General features: G+C 37.9%; 21 protein-coding genes and 1 riboswitch. Of the genes, 6 read left to right on the forward strand and 15 right to left on the reverse strand.

Annotated elements, in window-relative coordinates:
* Genes KORDIASMS9_RS01240 through KORDIASMS9_RS01250 form a run of 3 tightly spaced genes read right to left on the reverse strand, consistent with a single transcriptional unit; the run spans position 1 to position 2,358 of the window.
* Positions 1-384 carry a nuclear transport factor 2 family protein gene (locus KORDIASMS9_RS01240; RefSeq protein WP_114901098.1) on the reverse strand — a complete coding sequence of 128 codons (384 nt, stop codon included), beginning with the start codon at positions 382-384 and terminating at the stop codon, positions 1-3.
* Position 385: 1 nt separating this feature from the next.
* Positions 386-1,531 (reverse strand): pyridoxal phosphate-dependent aminotransferase, encoded by a 1,146-nt coding sequence (locus KORDIASMS9_RS01245; protein WP_114901099.1) that lies wholly within the window; start codon positions 1,529-1,531, stop codon positions 386-388.
* Positions 1,528-2,358 (reverse strand): prephenate dehydratase, encoded by an 831-nt coding sequence (locus KORDIASMS9_RS01250; RefSeq protein ID WP_114901100.1) that lies wholly within the window; start codon positions 2,356-2,358, stop codon positions 1,528-1,530. Before KORDIASMS9_RS01250 ends, KORDIASMS9_RS01245 begins: the two co-directional genes overlap by 4 nt.
* Positions 2,359-2,692: 334 nt before the next feature.
* Here KORDIASMS9_RS01250 and gldA point away from each other — a divergent pair, with 334 nt between their 5' ends.
* The gene (gene gldA, locus KORDIASMS9_RS01255) at positions 2,693-3,589 is read left to right on the forward strand and encodes a gliding motility-associated ABC transporter ATP-binding subunit GldA (RefSeq protein WP_114901101.1); all 897 of its coding nucleotides are present in this window, start codon (positions 2,693-2,695) and stop codon (positions 3,587-3,589) included.
* Between the two features lie 117 nt (positions 3,590-3,706).
* On the opposite strand, the gene KORDIASMS9_RS01260 is transcribed toward gldA, so the two are convergent.
* From KORDIASMS9_RS01260 to KORDIASMS9_RS01270, 3 genes are read right to left on the reverse strand one after another with little or no spacing between them, the layout of a single operon-like run.
* The gene (locus tag KORDIASMS9_RS01260; RefSeq protein ID WP_114901102.1) at positions 3,707-4,447 is read right to left on the reverse strand and encodes a head GIN domain-containing protein; all 741 of its coding nucleotides are present in this window, start codon (positions 4,445-4,447) and stop codon (positions 3,707-3,709) included.
* 30 nt (positions 4,448-4,477) lie between these two features.
* Positions 4,478-5,020, reverse strand: a complete 543-nt coding sequence (locus tag KORDIASMS9_RS01265; RefSeq protein ID WP_162819711.1) for a hypothetical protein — start codon at positions 5,018-5,020, stop codon at positions 4,478-4,480.
* Positions 5,021-5,069: 49 nt separating this feature from the next.
* On the reverse strand, positions 5,070-6,182 hold the full coding sequence (locus KORDIASMS9_RS01270; protein ID WP_114901104.1) for an acyloxyacyl hydrolase: 1,113 nt from the start codon (positions 6,180-6,182) through the stop codon (positions 5,070-5,072).
* A 171-nt stretch (positions 6,183-6,353) separates the two neighbouring features.
* On the opposite strand from KORDIASMS9_RS01270, the gene KORDIASMS9_RS01275 reads away from it, so the two are divergent.
* The 4 genes from KORDIASMS9_RS01275 to KORDIASMS9_RS01295 all read left to right on the forward strand — a co-directional run bounded on the left by KORDIASMS9_RS01275 (position 6,354) and on the right by KORDIASMS9_RS01295 (position 8,260).
* Complete coding sequence (locus KORDIASMS9_RS01275) at positions 6,354-6,545, forward strand: hypothetical protein (protein WP_114901105.1); 192 nt, start codon at positions 6,354-6,356, stop codon at positions 6,543-6,545.
* Positions 6,546-7,025: 480 nt separating this feature from the next.
* Complete coding sequence (locus KORDIASMS9_RS01280; RefSeq protein WP_114901106.1) at positions 7,026-7,226, forward strand: hypothetical protein; 201 nt, start codon at positions 7,026-7,028, stop codon at positions 7,224-7,226.
* A gap of 261 nt (positions 7,227-7,487) precedes the next feature.
* Positions 7,488-7,688, forward strand: coding sequence for a hypothetical protein (locus tag KORDIASMS9_RS01290; RefSeq protein ID WP_114901107.1), 201 nt, complete (start codon positions 7,488-7,490; stop codon positions 7,686-7,688).
* Positions 7,689-8,059: 371 nt separating this feature from the next.
* Positions 8,060-8,260 carry a class I lanthipeptide gene (locus tag KORDIASMS9_RS01295; RefSeq protein WP_114901108.1) on the forward strand — a complete coding sequence of 67 codons (201 nt, stop codon included), beginning with the start codon at positions 8,060-8,062 and terminating at the stop codon, positions 8,258-8,260.
* Between the two features lie 69 nt (positions 8,261-8,329).
* On the opposite strand, the gene metF is transcribed toward KORDIASMS9_RS01295, so the two are convergent.
* From metF to KORDIASMS9_RS01320, 5 genes are all read right to left on the reverse strand, one after another.
* Positions 8,330-9,286 carry a methylenetetrahydrofolate reductase [NAD(P)H] gene (gene metF, locus KORDIASMS9_RS01300; RefSeq protein WP_114901109.1) on the reverse strand — a complete coding sequence of 319 codons (957 nt, stop codon included), beginning with the start codon at positions 9,284-9,286 and terminating at the stop codon, positions 8,330-8,332.
* 399 nt (positions 9,287-9,685) lie between these two features.
* On the reverse strand, positions 9,686-12,415 hold the full coding sequence (metH, locus tag KORDIASMS9_RS01305) for a methionine synthase (RefSeq protein WP_114901110.1): 2,730 nt from the start codon (positions 12,413-12,415) through the stop codon (positions 9,686-9,688).
* A 55-nt stretch (positions 12,416-12,470) separates the two neighbouring features.
* Positions 12,471-12,827 carry a four helix bundle protein gene (locus tag KORDIASMS9_RS01310; RefSeq protein ID WP_114901111.1) on the reverse strand — a complete coding sequence of 119 codons (357 nt, stop codon included), beginning with the start codon at positions 12,825-12,827 and terminating at the stop codon, positions 12,471-12,473.
* Between the two features lie 32 nt (positions 12,828-12,859).
* On the reverse strand, positions 12,860-13,861 hold the full coding sequence (locus KORDIASMS9_RS01315) for a homocysteine S-methyltransferase family protein (RefSeq protein WP_114901112.1): 1,002 nt from the start codon (positions 13,859-13,861) through the stop codon (positions 12,860-12,862).
* Positions 13,862-14,198: 337 nt separating this feature from the next.
* A riboswitch (SAM riboswitch) is annotated at positions 14,199-14,301 on the reverse strand.
* A 189-nt stretch (positions 14,302-14,490) separates the two neighbouring features.
* On the reverse strand, positions 14,491-15,471 hold the full coding sequence (locus tag KORDIASMS9_RS01320; protein WP_114901113.1) for a phytanoyl-CoA dioxygenase: 981 nt from the start codon (positions 15,469-15,471) through the stop codon (positions 14,491-14,493).
* A gap of 229 nt (positions 15,472-15,700) precedes the next feature.
* Here KORDIASMS9_RS01320 and KORDIASMS9_RS22990 point away from each other — a divergent pair, with 229 nt between their 5' ends.
* Complete coding sequence (locus KORDIASMS9_RS22990) at positions 15,701-15,874, forward strand: hypothetical protein (protein WP_162819712.1); 174 nt, start codon at positions 15,701-15,703, stop codon at positions 15,872-15,874.
* A gap of 83 nt (positions 15,875-15,957) precedes the next feature.
* On the opposite strand, the gene KORDIASMS9_RS01325 is transcribed toward KORDIASMS9_RS22990, so the two are convergent.
* The 4 genes from KORDIASMS9_RS01325 to paaZ form a co-directional block, all read right to left on the reverse strand.
* Entirely contained in the window at positions 15,958-20,259 is a 4,302-nt protein-coding gene (locus KORDIASMS9_RS01325) for a GEVED domain-containing protein (RefSeq protein ID WP_162819713.1), read from the reverse strand.
* 405 nt (positions 20,260-20,664) lie between these two features.
* Complete coding sequence (locus tag KORDIASMS9_RS01330) at positions 20,665-20,922, reverse strand: hypothetical protein (RefSeq protein WP_114901115.1); 258 nt, start codon at positions 20,920-20,922, stop codon at positions 20,665-20,667.
* Between the two features lie 329 nt (positions 20,923-21,251).
* Complete coding sequence (locus KORDIASMS9_RS01335) at positions 21,252-22,004, reverse strand: enoyl-CoA hydratase/isomerase family protein (protein WP_114901116.1); 753 nt, start codon at positions 22,002-22,004, stop codon at positions 21,252-21,254.
* Positions 22,005-22,229: 225 nt separating this feature from the next.
* A complete protein-coding gene (gene paaZ, locus KORDIASMS9_RS01340; RefSeq protein WP_114901117.1) occupies positions 22,230-24,722 on the reverse strand; it encodes a phenylacetic acid degradation bifunctional protein PaaZ in 2,493 nt (830 codons plus the stop codon).
* Positions 24,723-24,903 lie beyond the last annotated feature (181 nt).

The following is a 24,903-nucleotide window of genomic DNA, read 5'->3' on the forward strand; positions in this document are numbered from 1 at the left end:
TTAACTTTTGTCTACTATTTTATTTATTTTTTCATCAGAGAAGTAAAAAATACTTTTCCCTTCAAGTGTAATTTTAGTTCCTTTTTTTAGCGTTTCCGTCATGTTAACTGCAAAAATCCCCTGATATGTTATTGACACTTCAATAGTGTTTTCTGCTTCGTTTTTTAGTATTCCTTTTATTTGTTGGTTTCGCATTGAAAATAGCGTTGCTGCTTTTTTAGCTTGCGTTTCAAATTCTTCAATTCCTTTTGTAGAAAGCGTTAATTCTTCAGCATCATAGTTTTCAAAAATGATATCAGACTGCATGTTTTGTATCATTCCTGAGATATCATAGTTATTGTATGCATCAATGTATGCGTGTATGATTGCTAGTTGCTTTTCCATGTCAGATTCGTTGAATGACTTCTTTTATTTTTTCTTCTGTAACACAGAGTGAAAAACGCACATAGCCTTCACCTTGTGTTCCAAAGATGCTTCCTGGCGTAATGAATACGTCTTTTTCGTATAATAGCTTGTCTACAAACGCTTCTGACGACAACTGATTGTTTTCTGGTAATTTTGCCCACACAAACATTCCTGCGGTTTCTTTGTCAAACTCACATTGTAATTTGGTCGCTAATTCCCAAATGAGTTTACGGCGTTTTTCGTAAATTTTGTTCAATTCTATAAACCAATCTTTGGAACTTGCCAACGCTTGAATGGCACCTTTTTGAATTCCGTAAAACATGCCCGAATCCATGTTGCTTTTTACTTTTAATACATGTTGAATGTGTTCCGCTTTTCCCATGACCATGCCTGTGCGCCAACCAGCCATATTGAACGATTTGCTCAGTGAATTTAACTCTAACGCTACTTCTTTTGCGCCATTAATTGACAGAATGCTTAACGGCTCTTCATTGAGAATAAAGCTGTACGGATTGTCGTTGATGAGCAGAATTTGATGCTTTTTGGCAAATGCAATTAGTTTTTCAAAGAATGCTTTCGGTGCTTTGGCACCTGTGGGCATGTGTGGATAGTTGATCCACATGAGTTTTACTTTGCTCAAATCTTGTGCTTCTAGCGCTTCTAAATTTGGCAACCAATCATTGTCTGCACTGAGATTGTAATATTTTGGAATCGCGCCTAACAGTTTCGTCACGGAAGTGTACGTTGGATAACTTGGATTCGCGATTAATACTTCGTCGCCTTCATCCAAATACGCCATAGAAATGTGCATGATGCCTTCTTTACTTCCCATTAATGGCAATACTTCCGTATCTGCATTGAGCGAAACCTTGTAGTTTTTTTGATAGAAATCTGCAATCGCATTTCGCAACGCAGGAATTCCTTGATAGCTTTGATATTTGTGTGCTGTTTCGTCGTGCAGACTCGCTTCTAAAGCAGTTACTACAACTGTTGGTGGTTGCAAATCGGGACTTCCGATACCGAGATTGATGATCGATTTGCCAGCCGTTACCAAGCCGCGTACTTCTCGTAGTTTTCGAGAGAAATAGTATTCTTCAACCGTATGTATGCGTTTTGCAGGAATCATGCGTTTCGTTGGTTTTTGTAGGTTCCTAAGATTTTGAGACTTGTGGACATTATTTCTAAGATGGAAATTGCTTTTTTATAATCTTCGTACGCTTCAAACGTAACATCGACAAAAAAGGCGTATTTCCAAGGTGTTTCAATAATGGGTAAGGATTGTATTTTTGTGAGATTCAGTTTGCAATCGCTCATGACATTGAGAATGGTTGCCAAACTTCCTCTTTTGTGATCTAAGACGAATCGCAAGGAAGCTTTGTCTATTTGATCAATGCCGTTTGTTGGTGGTTGCTTTTGCAGAATCACAAAACGTGTCGCATTGGTTTTGATCGTTTGAATTTCCGCTGAAAGCACTTGCAGCTCAAATAATTCTGCTGCGGTTTTGGTAGCAATTGCGGCAATTCCTTTTTGTTGTTGTTCTTGAATTCTTCTGGCAACAGCCGCCGTATCTACATCTTCTACCAGTTTTATGTGTGGATATTGCTTGAAGAATTCTTTGCATTGCAACAACGCCATTGGATGCGAGCAAACTTCCGTAATGTCTTGAATGGTTTGATTTGGCAACGCCATTAAGTGATGATGAATGTTTAGGTAATATTCGCCGTTAATGTGAATGTTGTGTTCATCAATGAGTGCGTAATTTGGAATGATAGAACCTGCAATCGTGTTCTCTAATGCCATAATAGCGTAGTTACTTTTCTCATGAATCAAGCTATCTACGAGCGCATCAAAAGATAAGCATTCGTCCAACTGTATTTCGTTTCCAAAATATAGCTGTGCTACTTTGTGATGGTTAGATCCTAATATTCCTTGTATGGCGATGGTATGTGACATTCGTTTTTACTCAAAAAAAAAAGTTCCGAATATATTTCGGAACTTTTTTATATGTTATTTGTTTTACACTAAACTATACAACAATGAGCTCCGACTTCTTTCCATAAAAGAAGTAAAAATACCCTTGCCAAAAATAGTTTGTATGAAACATGTTGTTTTTCATTTTGTTACAGCTAAAGTATAGATTAATTTTTAGATTCAAAATCGTTTGCCAATATTTTTTGCAGAAAAACGTTTTTATCAACAAACCGCAGTTTTTTTTGTTTTTATTTAATTCAAACTAAAGAAATACTGATAAAAATTTATGTAATTTTGATTTTCAAATTGGTATAATATGTCTATTGTAGTAGAAAATGTCACGAAAGTGTATGGCGAGCAGAAAGCCTTGAATTCAGTTTCTTTCCAAGTAACGAAAGGAGAAATTGTTGGCTTTTTGGGACCAAACGGCGCAGGAAAGTCTACCATGATGAAGATTTTGACCACATATTTGAAAGCGACTTCCGGAACGGCTTCTGTGAATGCCTTTGACACAACAACCGAAGCTCGCAATGTACAGAAGAGTGTTGGCTATTTGCCAGAGCATAATCCGTTGTATTTAGATATGCATGTGCGCGAGTATTTAGCGTTTAACGCAAATGTGTATAAAACACCAAAATCGCGCATTAACGAGGTGATAGAAATGACAGGATTGACACCAGAAGCGAAAAAGAAGATTGGTGAATTGTCGAAAGGATATCGCCAGCGTGTAGGTTTGGCGAATGCGCTATTGCACGATCCAGAAGTATTGATTTTGGATGAACCGACGACTGGATTGGACCCGAATCAGTTGACGGAAATTCGGAATTTGATTACTTCGATTGGAAAGGAGAAAACCATTTTTCTTTCTACACATATTATGCAAGAGGTAGAAGCCATTTGCGATCGTGTGATTATTATTAATAAAGGCGAAATTGTGGCAGATACAACGTTGGCAAAACTTCAGAAGAATCAAGATCAAGTGATTGAGGTAGAGTTTGATTACCGCATTGAAGATGTGTTGATTGAACAGCTTCCACATGTCGTTCAAGTAGTCAACACACATGGTTTGGTATATGAAATTACCTTTAGCACCACCAAAGATATGCGTCCTGCTGTGTTTGATTTTGCACATGATCATAGCTTGAAAACCTTGCAGATTAATCAGAAGAATAAGAATTTGGAGAGTTTGTTTCGGGAGTTGACGGCTTCTTGAATGTTAGATTTTAAATTGTTTCGTTTTAAAATTGGTGCTTCTTATTGAGTATTATTTTCTTTGAAAAAACTCAATACTCAATTCTCAATACTCATTTCTCAATACTCAATACTTTCCTTAATTAAATACAAGCTGACCTGTGTAGTGCGCTATGAATTCCACAATTGGCGGACGATTGACGGCAATAACATCGCCTGTTCCGTAAATATCGCCTCGTAATTCTCGTTGCGGATTGATGATGATATCGTTACTTCCACGAGAAGATATAATTACTTTGCTTGCCATAAAATCAGCCGCTTCTATTCTTGAATTTCCACCAGGAAAACTGATGATAAAATCATCTGTACTTCCCAAAATAAATAGATTTGATAGGTTATTGAACACAATCTGCAATTCCTGATTTTGCACTTGCAATATAAAGTTTCCAGAAGCAGCGCTGTCGTTGGTAAAATTTTCGGAGATGAGTTTGAGTATTGGAAATGTGAGTATTCCGTCTGAACGTACTTCAAATTGTGTTTTGCTAACAATTTCTATAATGTTTGGTGCCGTTACATGAATGATTGTTACTCCGTAATCGCGGAAGTAGTTGCAATTGTTAGTATCTCTCAAAAACAAGGTCTCTCCTACTACATTGATATCCACATCATTTAAAAGATTGCTCCCTGTTTCTACCGTAACTTGATGTCTTTCGCCTTCTTTTATAACCAACGTAATGTTTTCTCCCACTTCAATTTTAGAAAAACTTGTCACGCTGATTTCTTCTGAAATTATGTTTCCAGAAGTTTGAAAACAATCGTTGGCATCTTCTGAATTACAAGAAATACATAGTATAAGTAGTATGAAATATAGTTTTTTCATTATTATTTTATGAGATTTAGTTGTTCACCTTCACAACCTTACCTTCTTTGCTTTTCTATTAAAGTTTATAAAGTAAATTCCAGACACCATGTGCTTACTTACATTTCGCATGTCTTTATTGGTTATTGCCATATTAAAAGCATAGGTCAATTTAAAATTTCCTGAACCTATTCCAATTTCTGGACGTATTCTGAAACTATTATTTTTTTCCATGTCAAAATACCATACTGTCGCTGCTCCCATATTTATGCCCCATATATTTGAAAACCCTGCTATTTTTGGAGCAATTATATAGTTATGGTTGATGTAATGTTCCGTGGATATGGAATATCCCATTCCTATATCTCCATAACCCACATAGTCCCATTTGTAATTAAAATACCCAAGTTCGAACATGGTTTCACGTGCGCCATGCACTCCAAAAAGTATTCCTCTTGATGCAGGATATTTTTCACTGTCCTCTTTAATTCCAAGCTTGTTTGGAACTTTGGTTTCTTCTGGTGCTAGTTGCGCCATTCCAAATTGACATATCATGAATAGTATGAACGTACAGTATGCGACTCTTTTTTTCATCTTTTTGTTTTTTTGATTGTTATGTAAAGAGTCCATTATTTTTAAATTGTTACAATCTAATTCCGACACCAAATTCTACCGCTTCCGCTTTGGCTGCATGTGATTTGAGTGTAATTGCTGCAAACCATTTTTTGCCAAAATAGCGTTTCATTCCAATACGAATATAGGTTCTTCCTTCAAAATCTACTGGATAATATGCGTAATACCCTAATTGGGTAACCACCGATAGTTTGTTGATGAATAATTCATGTCCCACAAAAACACCTACGCGTTTGTAATCTTCATCGCCTTGCACTTCTCCATCTGGGAAAGCGATGGAACGATAGCGAATCCATTCTTTTAAAAAGTTAGCAAAAAATACTTCGGTTCCGAGTTGCACAGCACTTTTTCGCCCCAAACGTTTGTCTGCATACGCAGAAAGGATTGTAAAACCGTATTGACCGCTACCAATCGCATCACTTTCGTTGACTCCAGCACGCAAGACAAAGTTAAACTTGATCGGTTCTTTATAATTTTGCGTGATTTCATTTTTTTGATAGTGCACCAAAGAAGTATCGTCTAAGTTATAGTTGACACCAACATTGAAAGCTAATGTGTTGATACTTGTATTTGGCGCTTTTACATTGGCGTTGGAATAGTGTATAAACGATAATCCTGCTTGGATTCCAAAACGCTTGAATAGGTTTTCTTTTTTGTAGTTGAGCATCAAATACGTGCTACTCATCAAGCGTGAACCGAATGCTATGTTTCGAAAGTTAGTTACTTTGTCGTACGGATTTGTGGTATATGCAATTCCTTGTCCAATGCGCAATACGATGTTTCGCTTTAAAAAGTAAAAATTATAGTGTGCATACAACGCTACGTTTTCTCCTAAGAATTCATTTTGTAAGTTTTGATAACTCAGCGAAAACCCATAATCTGGATAGTTGTAAAACTGCGACCAATCGTCATAGCCAAACGTTTTTTGATTATAGCTGACAATAAATCCTTCTGGATGCCCTGTAATCAAGTGTAAAATATCGTCGTTATGACGTGCAATGCTTCCGCTAAAATAATTCACATCAATCGTAGCCGCTTTGGGCGATTGTTGTTTTTTAGCGGTGTTTTCTTGAGCAATACAGAAACACGAATATAGAAATATGAGGAATACTACTTTTTTCATTGCGTTGACAAATGTAGTTTATATTTTAAAAATGGTTCTATTTCTGATACTTTTCTACGCAAAATCGTTTCTAATGTTAACTACAGCATCCACATACTTCTTGTATTGGAAAACCGCTACTAATAACTGTTTTGTTTCCATACATTTGTTAAAACCTAAAAACCCTCTATCATGAAAAAAAAATCCATCCAGAAATTAAGATTCAAAAAAGCGGCTGTTTCAAACTTGAGTGTCAATGCTACAAAAGGAGGTGATGCACAAACTAATTTCCCTTGTTTTTCCAGAAATTTCTGCGAAACCATCGACTACACAGCATGTAATGGAGAATTTATCTGTCAGATTTATACAGAGCCACAACGCTAATTTTTAATAAAAAAAATGTACTAAAAAGGCGACTTTATTGAGTCGTGACGTATGTTTATTTTTTGACTTACAGCAATCACGTAGTGAAAGTACTGTAAAACCTGCATGATAACATTCTGCTTTTTAGTAGATTTACACCAACCAAATAATACAAATATAAAACATACCTATTGCGAGTAAGAAAGTTTTCGATTGCTTTTTTATTGTTTATGATTCATTAAATTTTAGTTGCTTTACAGTTTCTAACTTTAATGCACCAATAGACTATTTGCGATGCTATGATATATTGCTTTTCGAAGCAATTGACAAAACTGATTTCTAAAATAATCGATTTTATGTTTAGTTAAAAAGAGGAATTTAAGGCATTCCTCTTTTTTTATGCGCAAATGTTAAATACAGCGAACACGTACTTCTGGTAATGTAAAACCAACACTGTTTTACTGACGATTTTTCTACCTTCGTCACGTTAAAGTAAAAGTCATGAAGAAAAAATCAATCAAACAATTAAAATTAAAAAAATCGTCAATTTCTACACTTAACGGAAATGCAATTAGTGGAGGAAACGACACTGGTACTCTTTTTTGTCCGTCAAACAACTTTTGTGAAACCATTGATTATTCGGCGTGTAGAGGCGAATATCAATGTCAAATTTACAAAATTCCAACAGATCAAAATTTTTAAAAAACACACCACTTTTTAGTGATGTAAAAAACCCTCAATTGTGAAAAAAAATCAATTCAAAAGCTATCCTTACACAAAGCTTCTGTATCTAAGTTAAATACAAGCGCTGTAAAAGGTGGAACAGATCCAACATCTCAATTTATTTGTCGATCGCAAGAAATTTGTGAAACTATTGACTTTACTAGATGTAGAGGAGAATTAAATTGTCAAATCTATCCTTTTCCAACAGATCAAGGAGGAAGTTTCTAAAAAAATAACACCATGAAGAAAAAATCAATCAAACAATTAAAATTAAAAAAATCGTCTGTTTCTACGCTGAATGCCTACAGCATGAAAGGTGGATTAGGCGATTCCATTTATATATGTGAGTCTGTAAATAATTTTTGCGAAACTATCAATGTAACCAGATGTAATGGCAACTTAAATTGCGGTTTGTTTGATCCGAGAACCAATTTATGTTAACAGTCATCTAAGAATTACAACCATGAAAAAAAGTCAATTCTTATGTTGAAATTAAAAAATTTCTGTGTCTGCTTTGAACGCGTTTCACATCAAGCAGATTTAGAGACTCAATTTACATAAGCGAATGCGTAAGTAGTTGGGAAACCAATTATTTGCAAAAGTTATGGAAGCAGAATTTTGGTTTGTTTGATCCGAGAACCGACTCATATGTAACCTAACTATTCAATTATGTAATAAAAGAGAGGAGCTAAAGTTCCTCTCTTTTCTTTTTATCCTTTTAAATACAGAGATCACATACTTTTAGTACTGTGAAAATATACTAAATTATTTTTGCGATTGCTTACCTTCCCAACAAACCAAAAACTATACTCATGAAAAAAAAATCTATCAAGAAATTAAGTTTAAAAAAAGCACCCGTTTCTAATTTAAGTGCAACTAATTTAAAAGGAGGAAACGATCCTTGGCAATCTGTGTATTTATGCGAATCTGACAACTGGTGTTTAACCGTGGATTATTCGATGTGCTACGGAAATAGAAACTGCGGAATTTTTGATCCGTCAGGAAATTTATAGAAAATAGCAAAAAAAAGCTGTCTGAAATGTTTGGAAACGTCAGACAGCTTTTTGTATACTTTAATTTTATTAAAATACCTCTTTCGCAATCGCGTTGATATTGCTCGATCTTCCCATAGAATAATAATGCAAAATCGGCACGCCAGCCGCTACCAATTCTTTACTTTGCTGAGTACACCATTCAATTCCTACCTTACGCACTGCTTTGTTATCTTTACAATGCACAACTTCCATAATCAAATCGTCTGGTAAATCTACGTGAAAACGATGTGGAATCATATTCAACTGTTTTCGGGTCGCAATTGGTTTTAATCCTGGAATAATTGGCACTGTAATTCCTGCGGTTCTGCATTTTTCTTCAAACTCAAAAAACTTCTGATTGTCAAAAAACATCTGTGTCACAATGTATTCGGCACCTGCTTTTATTTTTTTCTTCAAAAAGTGAATGTCCGAATCCAAACTCGGCGCTTCCATGTGCTTTTCAGGATATCCCGCAACACCAATACAAAAGTCTGTTTTGGACGAATTTTGCAATTCTTCATCCAAGTATTTTCCGTTGTTTAAGTCTTGTATCTGACTTACCAATTCAGACGCATAGCGATGTCCTTCCTTTTCCGCTTTAAAATAAATTTCGCTTTTTACAGCATCGCCACGAAGCGCGACCACATTGTCTATTCCTAAGAAATCCAAATCGATCAAAAAGTTTTCCGTGTCTTCTTTCGTAAATCCACCACACAAAATATGCGGAATGGCATCAACCTGATATTTATTCTGAATCGCGGCGCAAATTCCAACCGTTCCAGGGCGTTTTTTTACCACTTGCTTCTTCAATAAGCCGTTTTCCAACTCTTTAAACGTGTATTCTTCTCGATGATACGTGACGTCAATAAACGGCGGCTTGTATTCCATCAACGGATCAATATTGTCAAAAATTGATTGAATATCTTGTCCTTTCAACGGTGGCAAAATTTCAAAGGTAAACAAGGTTTTCCCTTCCGATTGCGCTATATGTTCTGTTACTTTCATGTTTTGTTAGATGTTAGTACTGAGACTTGGGTACTCGGTTCTTATGTTTTTTTTATTTGTTGATTTGTCAGTTTGTATGTTTGTCAATTTGGTTCTTGATTCGATATTTAACATTTAGCATTTAAAATTCATCGAGGGCGTTCCCGTCGGTCGTGCTATCCGCTATATCTTTTTAAAACAGTTTGTATGTACTAGCAACTTTCAAAAAATTTGTTCAACCAGTTTTTCAACACACAGATTGCTTCGTCGTTCCTCCTCGCAATAACGATTCATAGCTTTAAAAAGGATGCCACTCCTATCACTAACGCCAAGTTCACACGAAAGTGAGAAACTCAAACTCACATCACAAAATCAACATCATTTATGAAACGGCTCGCATCAAGCACAATCGAAATAAAATCAATCCGCCAATACCGGATGCAACCATTTTTGTGCTTTTTCTACCGTAATTCCTTTTCTATTCGCAAAATCTTCCACTTGATCGTTCTTTATCTTTCCGAGTCCAAAGTATTTAGCTTCTTCATTCCCAAAATAATACCCCGAAACTGCTGCGGCTGGCCACATCGCTAAACTTTCCGTTAAGGTAACTCCAATGACGTTTTCTACCTCCAACAATTCCCAAATGGTTTCCTTTTCCAAATGATCGGGACAGGCTGGATATCCTGGCGCAGGACGAATTCCTTTATACGTTTCTTTGATCAATTCTTCATTTGATAAATCTTCCGCGGCAGCGTATCCCCAATGTTTCGTTCGGACTTGTTTGTGCAAATATTCTGCAAACGCTTCTGCAAAACGATCGGCAATGGCTTGCGCCATAATTGCATTGTAATCGTCGTGCTGTTTTTTGTAACTGTTTGCCAATTCGTCTGCACCAAAAATCGCCGTACAAAACGCGCCCATATAATCTTGCTTGCCCGTTTCTTTCGGTGCAATAAAATCTGCCAATGCGATATTTGGAACTTCCGCGCGCTTGTCTTGTTGCTGACGAAGCGTTCTAAACACCGCAATTTCTTTTCCTTTTTTCTGAATAGAAATATCATCATCATTTACCGAATTCGCTTCAAACAGTCCAAAAATGGCTTTGGCTTTTAGCGATTGTTTCGCAATGATTTCTTCAATCATTTTTGTGGCATCTTCATATAATTGTGTCGCTTGTTCGCCCACAACTTCATCCGTTAGAATGTTAGGAAAACGCCCGTGCAAATCCCACGAACGGAAAAACGGACTCCAATCTATATACGGAACGAGTTCTTTTAAACTTAACTGTGTTAACTTCTGAATACCCAATTCTCTTGGTTTTACAATATTGCTCGTTTCCCAGTCAATCGGATATTTTTTTGCTCTCGCCGCTTCCAACGAGATGTATGATTTTTTCTCTTTTCGTTTTAAAAACTTTTCACGGAATTCGTCGTAATCTTGCTTTAACTTATCGCGATAGTCTTTCGATTTTTTCTTGTTTAGCAAATCGCCCACAACCGTCACCGCTCTTGATGCATCGTTGACGTGTACGACTGCGTTTTTGTATTCTGGATCAATCTTTACTGCTGTGTGTGCTTTGGACGTTGTTGCGCCACCAATTAATAACGGAATGTTCAGATTTTGACGTTCCATTTCTTTTGCCAAATACACCATTTCATCTAGCGAAGGCGTAATCAATCCTGACAAACCAATGATATCTACATTTTCCACTTTGGCAGTTTCTATGATTTTTTCTGGTGGCACCATTACACCTAAATCGACAATTTCGTAGTTATTACAACCGAGAACGACACTTACAATGTTTTTTCCAATGTCATGTACATCTCCTTTTACGGTTGCCATCAATACTTTTCCAATGGCTTGCTGTTGCTCTCCTTTTTCGGCTTCTATAAAAGGATTTAGATAGGCAACGGCTTTTTTCATGACACGTGCCGATTTTACGACTTGCGGCAAGAACATTTTCCCAGAGCCAAATAAATCTCCTACGACATTCATTCCGATCATGAGGTTTCCTTCAATCACTTCAATCGGTTTTTCGGCTTGTTGGCGTGCTTCCTCTACATCTTCAACAATGTATTTGTCAATTCCTTTAACGAGCGAATGTGTGATACGCTCTTGCAATTCGTAACTACGCCATTCTTGAACCGCTGCGGTATCTGCTTTTTTAACTCCTTTGAAGGTTTCTGCCAAGTCTAACAAACGTTCCGTAGCATCATCGCGACGATCGAGAATGACATCTTCTACATGTTCTAGTAAATCTTTTGGAATGTCGTCATAGACTTCCAACATGGTAGGATTTACGATTCCCATGTTCATTCCAGCTTGAATGGCATGATATAAAAATACCGAATGCATGGCTTCACGTACGGCATTGTTTCCACGAAATGAGAATGACACGTTACTCACACCGCCACTCACACTTACGTTTGGATAGGTTTCGCGCGTCCAACGTGTCGCTTCTATAAAGTCGATGGCGTTTTTGCGGTGTTCTTCCATTCCAGTAGCAACTGGAAATATATTTAAATCGAAAATGATGTCTTCTTCTGGAAATCCTACTTTGTTCACCAATACATCATACGAGCGTTTTACAATTTCCAATCGGCGTTCGTAGTTATCTGCTTGTCCAACCTCATCGAAAGCCATCACAATGACCGCTGCTCCATACCGTTTGATTTGCGTCGCTTCTCTAATAAAATTTTCTTCTCCTTCTTTGAGCGAAATGGAATTCACCACACTTTTTCCTTGTACGACTTGCAATCCAGCTTCAATGATGTCCCATTTGGAACTGTCAATCATAATCGGCACACGACAAATATCAGGTTCGGCAGCGATGAGATTTAGAAACTTTACCATTGCTTCTTTTCCATCAATTAAACCATCGTCCATATTGATGTCGATGATTTGTGCGCCACCATCTACTTGATGACGTGCAATTGCCAAGGCTTCGTCAAATTTCTCCTCTTTGATGAGTCGCAAAAACTTCCGCGAACCTGCCACATTGGTACGTTCTCCAACATTGACAAAGTTGCTATTTTCATTTAGGACTAAAGGTTCTAAACCTGAAAGGCGCATGAATTTGGTTTGGTTGCGCTTCGCTTGGTTGTTGGGTGTTGGTTGTTCGTTGTTGGTCGTTTGCTCAAAATCTCGCATTATCTTTTCTCTTTTTATTTAGTTGTTAGTTGCTGGTTGCTCATTGTTAGAGCTTTTATCTTTTTTTATAATAATTGATAAATCCATTTAACAACTTTTTACAAGCTATTACTTGCTGTTGAATTTTTTCTAATTCTTCTTGTGTTATATATTTTTGATCGTTTGATAGATATAATTGCGTCTCTAATTCATACAGAGAACCTCTAGCTATGAACAAAAAATGTATCGTTTCTTTTGTACTACTCCTTCCGCAACCTTCTGCAATATCAGAAGGTATTGAAATTGCACTTCTTCTTATTTGACTTGTGATTCCAAAAACTTCCTCTTTAGGAAACTTTTTTGTGAGTTCATATACAGCATTCACTAGAACTCTCGCTTGCATCCACACCTCTAATTCTGTATATGATTTCATCTGATTCTTATTTTATCCCTAACAACAAATAACTAACAACTAGCAACCATTTCACGTGGTTTGTACTTCGCAGCGACTTCCGCGATGGCGTTTATATGACTTGGTGTGGTACCGCAACAACCACCAATGATGTTGATAAGGTTCTTTTTTAGGTATTCTTCAATTTGAAGTGCCATTTCAGCTGGTGATTCGTCATATTCTCCGAAAGCGTTTGGCAATCCTGCATTTGGATGCGCAGATACTGCAAAGTCCGTTTTGTTGGCAATGGCTTCTAAGTGTGGTTGTAATAGGTTGGCTCCTAAGGCACAGTTGAATCCTACTGAGAGTAACGGAATGTGTGAAACGGAGATCAAAAACGCTTCTGCGGTTTGTCCCGAAAGTGTTCGCCCACTCGCATCTGTAATGGTGCCGCTAAGCATTATTGGAATTTTGATGTTTCTTTCTGCTTTTACTTCTTCGATAGCGAATAAAGCAGCTTTTGCGTTGAGTGTATCAAAAACTGTTTCTACGAGTAATATATCTACGCCACCATCTATTAATGCTTCTACTTGTTGTTTGTAGGCGATGCGTAATTCGTCGAAAGTAACCGCACGATATCCTGGATCGTTTACATCGGGGGACATGCTTGCCGTTTTGTTGGTGGGGCCGATAGAACCTGCAACAAATCGTGGTTTGTGAGGTTCTTTTTCGGTGAATTCGTCCGCAACTTCTTTGGCAATTTTTGCCGATTCGTAGTTGAGTTCGTATACGATGTCTTCCATTTCATAGTCTGCCATGGCAATGGTAGTCCCAGAGAATGTATTGGTTTCTACGATGTCGGCACCTGCCGCAAAGTATTTTGCATGTACTTCTTTGATGGCATGTGGTTGCGTGATGGAGAGCAAATCGTTGTTTCCTTGTAGCGGCACTTTGAAGTCTTTGAAGCGTTCGCCACGAAAGTCTTTTTCTGTGAATTTGTAGGCTTGCAACATGGTTCCCATGGCACCGTCAAGGACAAGGATGCGTTTTTCTATTTCGTTCCAGATATTTTTCATTTTTGTTTTTGCTTCGGCTTTGCTCAGCGGGCTTTGTTTGTTGTTTTTTTATAGATTCCTAATTTTCGTTAGATCTCCGTTTTGTTAGATTCCCATTGTCATGGGACTTTGGCGTTAAGGATAGCAGCGACATCCTTTTTAAAGCTTTGAATCGTCATTACGAGGAGGAATCGACGAAGTAATCTGTTTTTTTAATACACAGATTTCCACGAATTTTTAAAAAAATTCTCGCAATGACGTTTCTCTTTAAAAAGATATAGCGGATAGCCTGACCCTTTAGGGTAACGCCCTAGTTAGTGTTATCAAAAAAGATTGAGAAATTGATGCGAATTTCGCAGGGTTATCTATCTGCTTTTGCAGTAGAACGTAGCACCTTCTTTAAGTGTAAAGGGTTGCTAAGGCTTCAACGGGTCTATTCCCTCAGCCTTTCTTGATAACGTCAATACATATATGAACTATTTGTTACAAAGAAACGGCATCCAAGGAGAAGATGCAAGTATTTTTTAGTGATTTTTGAACGATAACGTTTTCGAGTTGCATTTCGACTGCGCTCAATGTGGCAGTGTTGGGTTTTGGATGTTGGGTAAATTAAGAAACCCAAGACCGAACACCTAATACCCGAATTAGGTTTAGTTTTGCAGTTTTAATTCTACAGATGGTTTGAGTTGATAGTATAATGTTACTTTTGGTGCTTCTAGTGGATATTGAATTTCCATTTCGAGCGGAATGCTGAGTGACGATTCGTTTCTGTACAACCAAATGTCTTTGTAGATGTGTACTTTGGTGTCGATAATCATGGTGTAATATTGCTGATCATCTGCCAAATTGATGGTTGTGGGTGCAAATGTTTGTGGAAGTTCTTGGTTTCCGCCATTTGCTTTTACGGCTTCACGTACGTCAATGATTGTGGCTGCTTCTTTTTCTTTGCGTGTGTCTTCATTTTCTTTTTGAGGAAAGGTGAGACTTGCTTGCACGATGACATTGTTGGGAATGACCGAACAGTTTTCTGAGAGTTGTGGCAACATGTTCCAAAGTATTGGCACATAGGATTCTCTGTACAGCAACGCATCGAGTGTTTCGCTGAAGAGAATGTGGTATTTTTTGGCATTTGGAATTTGAAAGGTAACGGCATCTGACGTATGGAATTCTGTTATATAGTCTGTCAGTTCCAATGCTTTCACCAATTTTTCTGCTGCGTTTATGGAAGCCGCGTTGATTTCGAGCAAGGTAAATTGCACTTCCGAAGCATCAAATAAAGGTGCAACTAAAGTTACAAAAGGCGCGTATGGTCCGCAACCTGCATAGAATATATTAATAGTTTCGTTAGGAAATTGTTGTTGTTTTTCGCGAATGAGCGCTACCATTCCATCTAAGAATTTTGCGGTTCTGCGATAATCGAGTAAGCAGGCTGCGGCGTGATTGAGCGATAGTGCCATTCCACTTGCTGTTGGAACCGCTGCCATGTGTTGCATTCCTTCTCCTAAATCGCCAATATTGGTTGTTTCTAGATAGTGTTTATGAATTTCGTCAATCGAATTTTTGATGGTGTCAAAGTTAGATTGATTGTTGAGAATGGTCGTGGAAAGTGTTTTGATGGTGCTGCGTAACATGCTTGTTTTTATTTTGCATAAAAGTAAGCCATGCTTTTGTATTTAGCAACCCGTATTTTCATGTGTTTTGGATTTTGGATATTTTCTGACACTTTTTGATACGTTGAATGTTGGTATTAAAACCGAAGCATTGCAGTGTGTTTATTTTGAACGATTTACGGTGTTCCCTTACTAAAATACGCTTCTACATTTGTAATTTACTACATTATTAATCTTTAAAAATTTTATTATGAAAAAAAGAAGTTTAAAATCGTTACGACTGAACAAGAAGATCATTTCAGATTTACGCGAAGATGTGATTAAAGGTGGAATTTCGTCTCCACAAGGATGCAGCGGCTCACAGAACGATTCGCAATGTGGATTGTCGTGTACTATTTGTCCTAAAAAGGATCAAGAAAGCTAGCATTGTTTTAGTTTCGTTTTTAGCATATAAAAATCCTCTTCATGAAATGTTATGAAGAGGATTTTTTTGGAGCGTTCATACTTTTAATAGATGACTTTTTGAATTTTTTGTTTCCCATTTTCTAATACAACTTTTACAATGAGTGTACTGTTTGTTGGTTTTAGATTGGTAATGTCATATACTTCGGTTCTGATATTGCTTCGATGTATTAAACGCTTTCCAAGAATGTTATGTATCGTTATTTCTTCTATTTGACTATTGTATGCATGTACTTTTATTTGATTTTCGCCTGTTGTGATGACAATTCCAGTATTTGTATTGAATTCGTCAACACCTAAAGTAGTATTGCTTACAGCTACATATTTTAGGATGAAACGATCCTCAAATTCGCCATTTTCTGAATAGAAAGTGTACGGCGTAAGTCGCAAATTGTGTTCCGTATTTGTATAGGTATCTTCTAGGTAGATTTCTTGATTTGTATTTTCAAAAAGTCCGTCTACCGCATTGATAGCAATGGTGTAATTTCCACTTTGCGCAATTTTTACACCGAGCGGCACTTGATCAGTATCATTGAAAGGTACCGATCTTCCTTGAATGGACATTTGTTCGTTACCAATGAGCGAGTAAATGTTTGTTGCTGCAGCACTGAAATTGTTTCCGTCAAATAAACGATCATGTGCGTCAGAAGCTCCTGTAATGTATCCAATTAAGGTAGACGAAGCTGTGTTGTTTGGCGAAATGATGTCTAACCAAATTCTGTTTTTTTCAATCGTATTTGTCGTTGAAGTTGAAGTTTCGCTGCTATTTTCAAATTGCACTGCTACTTCATCATCTGATCTGTAAAATTGATCATTGGTGTATGCCACGCCACGCATAGAGTTGTTGAACTGAATCGTAGATGTTGTTGGTGCAGCATCATCCATTAAGACAAAAAAGGCTTGTCCGGATGCAATATTTCCATTAAATCCTGCTGGGTTTGATCCTGTACTGTTGTACTGAATGTAATCGTCTTCATTATAGTTATACGCATATCCTGAATAGAAAGGATCATCATAGGCATCACTTGGCGAACTTAGATGCCTCCATAAGTATACGGTTCCTGTAATGGTTGAAGGATTGGTATCATCGGTAATGACAGAAGCATTTGCCGCAATGAAAGCATCTGCTGATATGGCGGAAGGATATGGGTTTCCGACTAGATTCCAATTGTCGTCTAATGCAGTTGCAATTGTGCTTCCACCACCTGGATAATCGGCTCCTGTGTAGGTTCCTCTGGTTACTGTGGTATTGATGATTCCATTGTTTGGTCGTCCCACAAATTCTGCTGTGTTGGCAACACTTGTTCCCGAAATACCTTGTATGATGTATCCATTTCCGATGCCCATGTTTCCTGAAGCACTTTGCCATTCTCCATAACCTCCAACGCCATTTCCACTTACAGTGGGTTGCCATTGGTAGATATAAAATGGTTGCGTTCCTGGAGAAACATCTGCTACATCAAAACCTTCTACTGCGGAAGACCAATATATATAGTCAAACGGATTGACGCTTGAAGGCGTACGATCCATGTTTATTTCTCCTGTATTGTTGTTGGAGGTTACATCTGTAACTTGTATTAAATTTGCTCCATTTCTTACATGAAACGTTCCTCCAGCTTCAACATTGATCCAGTCTGTAACTGTGATTGAAGAACCTGTTGCCATTTCCAAATAAGCTCCATTTTTTACAGTGATATTTTTGGCGAGTCCAATTCCTGAAGCTCTCGTATCTACAGTAAGACCATTATCTTTGATGATCACACAATCGTCAGATGTTGGCACTACATTTTGCGCCCAGTTGGCAGCATTTCCCCATGCATCAACTGTACTATCAAATATTCGGGTTTTATTCGTCACATTAAAGTTTGAACTTACAGCACCACAACCATTCGCTAGATTCGCGTCAATGGTGAATGAGTAATCTGCTTCTTCAAGCTGTGCTAAGGTTGGCATTGCATACACAGTTTCATAACTTCCAGAAACATAAGGTGTATCTCCGATGTTATCATTGTCTGTATCAATGTATAGATCAATGATGCCAGAAGGAGTAGTTGTCCAATCTACCGCAGTGACATCTTTATCGCCAAATAGTTGTATGTTGTCTACAGCCATTCCATCAACCCAAATACCAAAAAATCGAATACGAATACTTACCGTTGGTTCATTGATATATGCTGATAAATCATACGATAGATTGTCAAATCTGGTTCCTATTCCTACATCGGCAACAATATCGGCAGTTACTGCTGTCCAATTGGTTCCGTCGGTAGATACTTCTACGGTAAAGTAATCGTTTGTTGCTCCGTTTCCATCTTCTAGATAATGTGAGTAGTAACAATCGAAACTTAACGAAAGATTGACAAAATTGGTGGTATCATACGAAGTAGTAGATTGCAGTGCATTGTGTGTTGTATAGGAAGTACCCGAGCCGTCAGCTCCTACATCGGAATTACAAATTACGAATTGGTCACTTCCAAATCCTGAAGAAATTGCTGGAAACCACACTTGTTCCGCTGGAACAAACGTACTGGTTTGGGCTTGCCAAGCTGTTTTAGCATTTATGGTGGCGCCATTGTCCACAATAAAAACATTTGTAAAATCTCCCAAAGTACCAGATTCAAAGTCTTCATCAATTAAGAACACATCTTCCACGTCACCAGAAACCGAAATTTCGAGCATGTCATTTTCACCACAAACTACCCTGTTATTGATATCCGGTGTAATATTTACGGTTGGTACTGGATTGAATTTAGCAACAATTGGCTCGCGCACCCACGATTCACAAGTTCCGTTGTATGCGGTTACATAATACGTTGTGGTCGTTGAAATAGAAGGTGTTGTCCAGTTTCCGTTGTTTGTTTCTGCTAACATCGTTCCACCAGTTTCTGCATCGTACCATCTAAATCGTTTAAAACCACTAAAAGATGCGGTTACTGATAAATCTACCGTTCCTGTTCCACAAGTTTCCCCTTCTGTAATCGTATCAATGAGCGCATCACAGAACGGCTCAACCGTAAAGAGATAATCTTCTGCTTCTCCAAACTGATCAATTGTAAATCCTGTATTGACAAAGTTTTCACATGGGTTAAAATCATACGAATTGTTATAATTTCCTATTGAGTAATCATATCCTGTATAGTTTCGTATCCGTATTTTGTAATCGCCAGCAGCAGTTCCTAACGGAATTACAAAACCAAACGTAGTTGTGGTTGTTGAAATGAAGTTGGAATTGTATACTTCTTCCGTGGCTTCATCAAATATATCGTCTTGATTCCAATCGACCCAAGCTTTCCATGTACATCTAAATGGTGCTTCTACAAATACATTAATTCCTTCACCTTCTACTTGTCTTGCTAATGTTGACAAGCCTGTATGATCTTGGTATCCTGTACTGAAACCTGAAGCAGTATTGGTAACATCTTCAAGTGTTCCTAAAAAAGATACTTCTTCAATGTACATGCGACTTGGCGTATCTGTCGTTGGTTGACAGTTGATTAGTGAAGGTGTCGTTATACAAATATCAAATGTTCCATCACCAAATCCGCCATAGCTGTATACGCGGACATAATACGTATTTCCAATGGTTAATCCAGTTGCACTTATTCTCTCCGTGCTACTACCAGTTGAAGCATCTGCACAATCAATATTGGTACCATTACACGCACCTGATCGTAAATCAATAACTGCATCTGAAAGTGTCCCTGGAGTTACCGTAATATCGAGATCTGTGGCAGTTGCCACAAAACTAAACCATACATCATCATCTGCATTTCCTGAAAAGCCATTACAGCTAATTGCTCCAATACTTTGTGTTGCATATAAAGTCGTAGCTGTGGTACTTGTAGTACATGTAGGTCCATTTACGGTAAGTGGTATAGCATTTGCGCAATTATCATTTGTTGGTGCAGAAGCTCCGTTGGAAAGTAAAGTGACTACGATATCTCCATTTAACGCATTGGTAGTTGCAAAGTTGTATCTATTTAAGTGGATTCTGTAATCCCCTGTAGTTGCTGGCACAAAATCTATAGAAGCTGCTGTTCCATTACAAGCGGGACCGTTATCGTCATTGAATGCTACGAAATTCCCCGCAGCATCTCTGATGGTCATTTGCGTATCAAAACCAGAACCACAGTTAGAAATTCTGTAAGTTGCTCCAGCAATCATATTGGTGACTCTGAAGTTTCGTCTTCCTCCTTGGGTTGATGGTGGCGTACATGTAATACTACTTCCAATTACTGTTGGCGCAGCTGTGGTACATGCATTTGAACTTATTCCAGGACACTGTGCTTGTAAATTCACAGAAATTAAGCAAAATAGAATAAGAGTCAATGGTAGTTTTCCTCTCATAGACTTTAGATTTAGGGGTTTGTTAATCTGGGCTATTAATCTTTGTGAAGTTATAAAATATATCTTTTCATTGATCTACCCTTTAGTACATTTCAACGGGTTTTTATGACGTTTCGCCGAAACCAAAGTCGTATCAAGTCCAAAAACACGCTTTCGCTATGTCCTTATTTTTAAGGTGTTTACGGTTTTTCCCACACTAAAAACACAGTCTTGAGAAGATTTTGTTAAAAGCGGATAAAAAAAGTATTCATTTTTATATAATTCACTGAAAATAAAATTATTACCAACTATTTACAGGTATATTTTAACGTTTGTTTTTGACAAAAAAATAAGCGAACCGAAGTTCGCTTATTTTTCATATATGTGATAGCTATATATTATACCAATTCTACTGTAAAATTAGCATTATGCACAATCTCTACAGGTTGGAGTTTCTGTTTGTGTGATACAATCAATAAATATACTATTACATTCTTCTTTGGTCACGGGTATACAATTATCCGTTTGATAACATTCTACAGTTACCAAACAAGTAGTAGGAGCAAAAAGTGATAGTGGACATTGCACTGAAATAGGTGCGTTTCCTCCAAAACTTTGAGATGTTTTTAGGTTAGAAATCGTTTTTCTGTTTAATGCTAAATTTTTAAGATTCTTTTTTTTCATGAGTTTTCTCTTTAATAAATTAATACTATCCTCAAATTAGTAATATTTTATGATCATGAATTACGGGAATACCGTACTTAACATTTTGAGTGCTTTGCTCTTGCTCTTTTGTGAATTTGTTTTTTGTTTGTTTGCCTGCGCTAAGCTTGTCGAAGTGTTGATTATTCAAAATATAATTCAGCAACAAAACATCAATTTAAGTGTTTTGTAATCTATGATGCGTCGTTAAGGTTTTAGGAAAAATTCGTGGCAATCTGCTTGTTTCAAATACAGATTTTAGTCCACTACTAACAGATTGTTCCTCAAAGACGTATCACAGAATCTAAAAACTACGCAAAACGCTTCAACGTCTCCTTCGTAAAGTCAGAAAGTACTAAACGCCCAGAGATTGCCGCGCGTTCTGCTAGTAAGGTATCCCAGTCTTCAGTGCCTTTCCAAAATGCTTTTTTCATTTCCGCCATCGCTTCTGGATTGTAGGTACATAAATGATTGGCAAAAGCGGTTACAGCCTCATCGAGTTCTTCGTTAGAGTTGTAGACATTCATGTACAATCCTTTGCTTCTTGCCCATTCTGCATCGTAAAAACTGTTGGCATCAATGGCTATTTGCGACATGCCACTCAACCCTAATTTACGTTCTACGGCTGGCCCAACCACAAACGGTCCGATTCCGACATTGAGTTCACTTAATTTGATCGATGCAAATTTTGAAGCCATGCAATAATCTACCGCAGAAGCCAATCCTACTCCGCCGCCAACGGTTTTTCCTTGTACACGACCAATGATGAATTTTGGACATTTGCGCATCGCATTGATAACGTTTGCAAATCCTGAAAAGAAGATTCTTCCTGTTTCTGCATCGTTGATATTGATCAGTTCTTTAAAGCTTGCACCTGCACAGAACGTTCTATCACGTCCACTTTTGAGCACAATAACTTTGATATCATCATTCGTTCCTGCATCTGTAATCGTTTGTGCTAATTTGGCTAAAATATCACCTGGCAACGAGTTGTGTGCTGGATGAAAAAATTCGATGGTAGCGACACCGTTTTCTATGTTTTGTTTTACATATGGATCTGTCATATTCTTAGGTATTAGTAGTGAGCCGTTGGTATTGAGACTCGCTACTTTTGTTGATTTTTTTACTTTTTTATGATACGTCTTTGCGAGAATTTTAAAAATTCGTGGCAATCTGTTTATTTCATAGGCTATTCGTTCTATGATTTTGGCAGATTACTTCGTCATACTTTCTCGTAATGATGTTTCAAAATTTCTCACTACTCAATTCTCAAAGCTCAGTACTAGTTACTATAAAAGTCCAAATTGTTCAAAATGGTGACAGAAGTGCTTCGTATTCATCAAACTCCATTCAAATTTATCCAAATGCCCGAAGACTGCATTTTTCGTTGTTGCTTCTGGATTTTCTTTGAAATAAGCTTCAAATTCGTCGTAGGCTTCTAGTAATTTTGTTTTGGCTTCCGCCAGATGTTCGTAACGTGCTTGCGACATCACTTTTTCTAGCAACTTTGGTGCATCGTAGTTTTTTGGCATTGGAGTGTGATTGTACAAGGTTTCCTGTACTTTCTCCAAAATCTTTTCAGGTGTTTCGATGTCAAAATCTTGGATTTCCCCAGAAGCAACTCGTAACGAATATTCTAAATGTTCTACCATTTGCTGCGGCGACATAGTTCCCCAAGCGGGTTTTGTGTCTTCTGTAAGTTTGCTTAGATAGTTTTGAACCGTCTTTTTGTTGATCGTTTTGAATGGATTTTTCTTTTGAACCATTGTCAAAATCGTCGCAATCGCAACCAATTCATCTTCTTGATCAAACACCTCAACAAACCATTTTACGATGCCGCTTGGCAATTCTTTTCCGCGTGAATCACGATCTATTTTTTCTTTACAGGTCAATCGTACATATACCGTATCATTGTGGTAAATTGGACGTAAGAAACGACATTCTTCCAATCCGTAATTTGCCGCTACTGGACCTTTGTTTGGATAGACAAATAATCCTGCTGCTGCAGAAATGATAAAGTATCCGTGCGCCGTTCGCTTTTCAAAAATACTTCCATCTAACGAAGTAATGTCTGTATGTGCGTAAAAATGATCCCAAGTCAAATTCCCAAAGTTGATAATATCGGTATCTGTAATGGTGCGTTTGTGTGTTTTGAGCGACATTCCTGCTTCGATATCTTCCCAGTGGTATGCGAATGGATGTTTGTCAGTTTCTTTATAGTTGGCATTTGCCTGATAGATTCCTGTGACTTCCGTAAGTGTAGTTGGTGAACCTTGAATGGCACAACGTTGCATGTAATGTTTAATGCCTCGTATTCCTCCCATTTCTTCGCCGCCGCCAGCACGTCCTGGACCTCCATGCACCAATAAAGGTAAGGGTGAACCGTGACCTGTACTTTGTTTTGCCATATCGCGATTTCCTACTAAGATTCTTCCGTGATGCGACGCTGCTCCCACTACATATTCTTTGGCTTTTTTATCGTCATTTGTGAAGATGGAAGATACTAGTGAGCCTTTCCCCATTTGAGCCAATTCGATAGCTTCGTCCATGTTTTTGTAGGGCATGATCGTACTTACAGGTCCGAAAGCTTCAATTTCATGGACTGCTGTGTTTTTGAATGGATTGTTTTCTCTGAGTAAGATGGGACTGAGGAATGCACCTTTTTCGCCATCAGCACCCACAGCATCAATCGTATCTAAAGTTCCGTAGACGATATCGGCAGTTTGGGCTAGTTTAGACACTTGATCTTTTACCGTTTGTACTTGCGTTTTGTTGATCAATGCGCCCATGCGAACCTCTTTCAGTCTTGGATCGCCAATGGTTACTTTACTCAATTGTTTTCCAAGCGCGATTTGTACATCTTCCACTAGATTTCCTGGAACGATGATTCTTCGAATTGCGGTACATTTTTGACCTGTTTTTACGGTCATTTCTTTTCGAACTTCTTTGATGAATAGCTCAAATTCTGGTGTTCCTGGCACGGCATCTTCTCCTAAGACAGAACAGTTTAAGGAATCGGCTTCCATGGTGAATGGAACTGCTTCTTGTGTGAGTCGCGGATGTGCTTTTAAGATGCGACCTGTATGCGCAGAACCTGTAAAGGTTACCACATCTTGCGATTCAACCGTGTCTAAGATAGATTTTGTCATTCCGCTCAATAACTGCAATGCACCTTCTGGCAAGATTCCGGAATCTACAATGATTCTTACTACGGCTTCAGTAAGGTATGCTGTTTGTGGTGCTGGTAATACGACTGCAGCCATTCCTGCCATCCAATTGACGGCACATTTTTCTAGCATTCCCCAAACTGGGAAGTTGAAGGCGTTGATATGCACGGCTACTCCGCGTTTTGGCACGAGAATGTGATGTGCCATGAATCGTCCACCACGAGAAAGATCGATTGGGTCGCCTTCTACGTGAAAGGGTTGATTTGGAAAGAGTTTTCGTAACGAAGCATTCGCAAACAGGTTTCCGAATCCGCCTTCGATATCGATCCAACTGTCTACACGTGTGGCACCTGTTTTGTAACTGATTTCGTAGAATTGTTCTTTTCGTTTGTTGAGATATAACGCTAGTTTTTTGAGCATGTTTCCACGCTCTTGAAAGGTCATTTTACGAAGTTTTTCACCGCCTTTGGTTCTTCCGTATTGCAAGGCTGACGGAATATCGAGTCCTTCCGTAGTTGCAAACCCAATGGTTTCTCCTGTGACGGCATCAAACATTGGAGAACCTTCTCCTGTTCCTTGCGTCCATTGTCCGTTGATATAGCTTTGTAGAATCATTTTGTTGTTTTTTGTTGTTGGTTGTCGGTTTTTGGTTGTGTGTTGGTCGCTACGCTCTTGTTTTTTTTTGTTGATTCGTTTATTTTAAATTGACTCGAATTGCACTTTGAAACTTCTCAATACGCAATACTAAACTCTCAATTCTAGTTTCCAATTTTCGTTGGAAGTTCCGCGTTAGCGA

This window comes from Kordia sp. SMS9 (assembly GCF_003352465.1).
Lineage (GTDB): Bacteria > Bacteroidota > Bacteroidia > Flavobacteriales > Flavobacteriaceae > Kordia.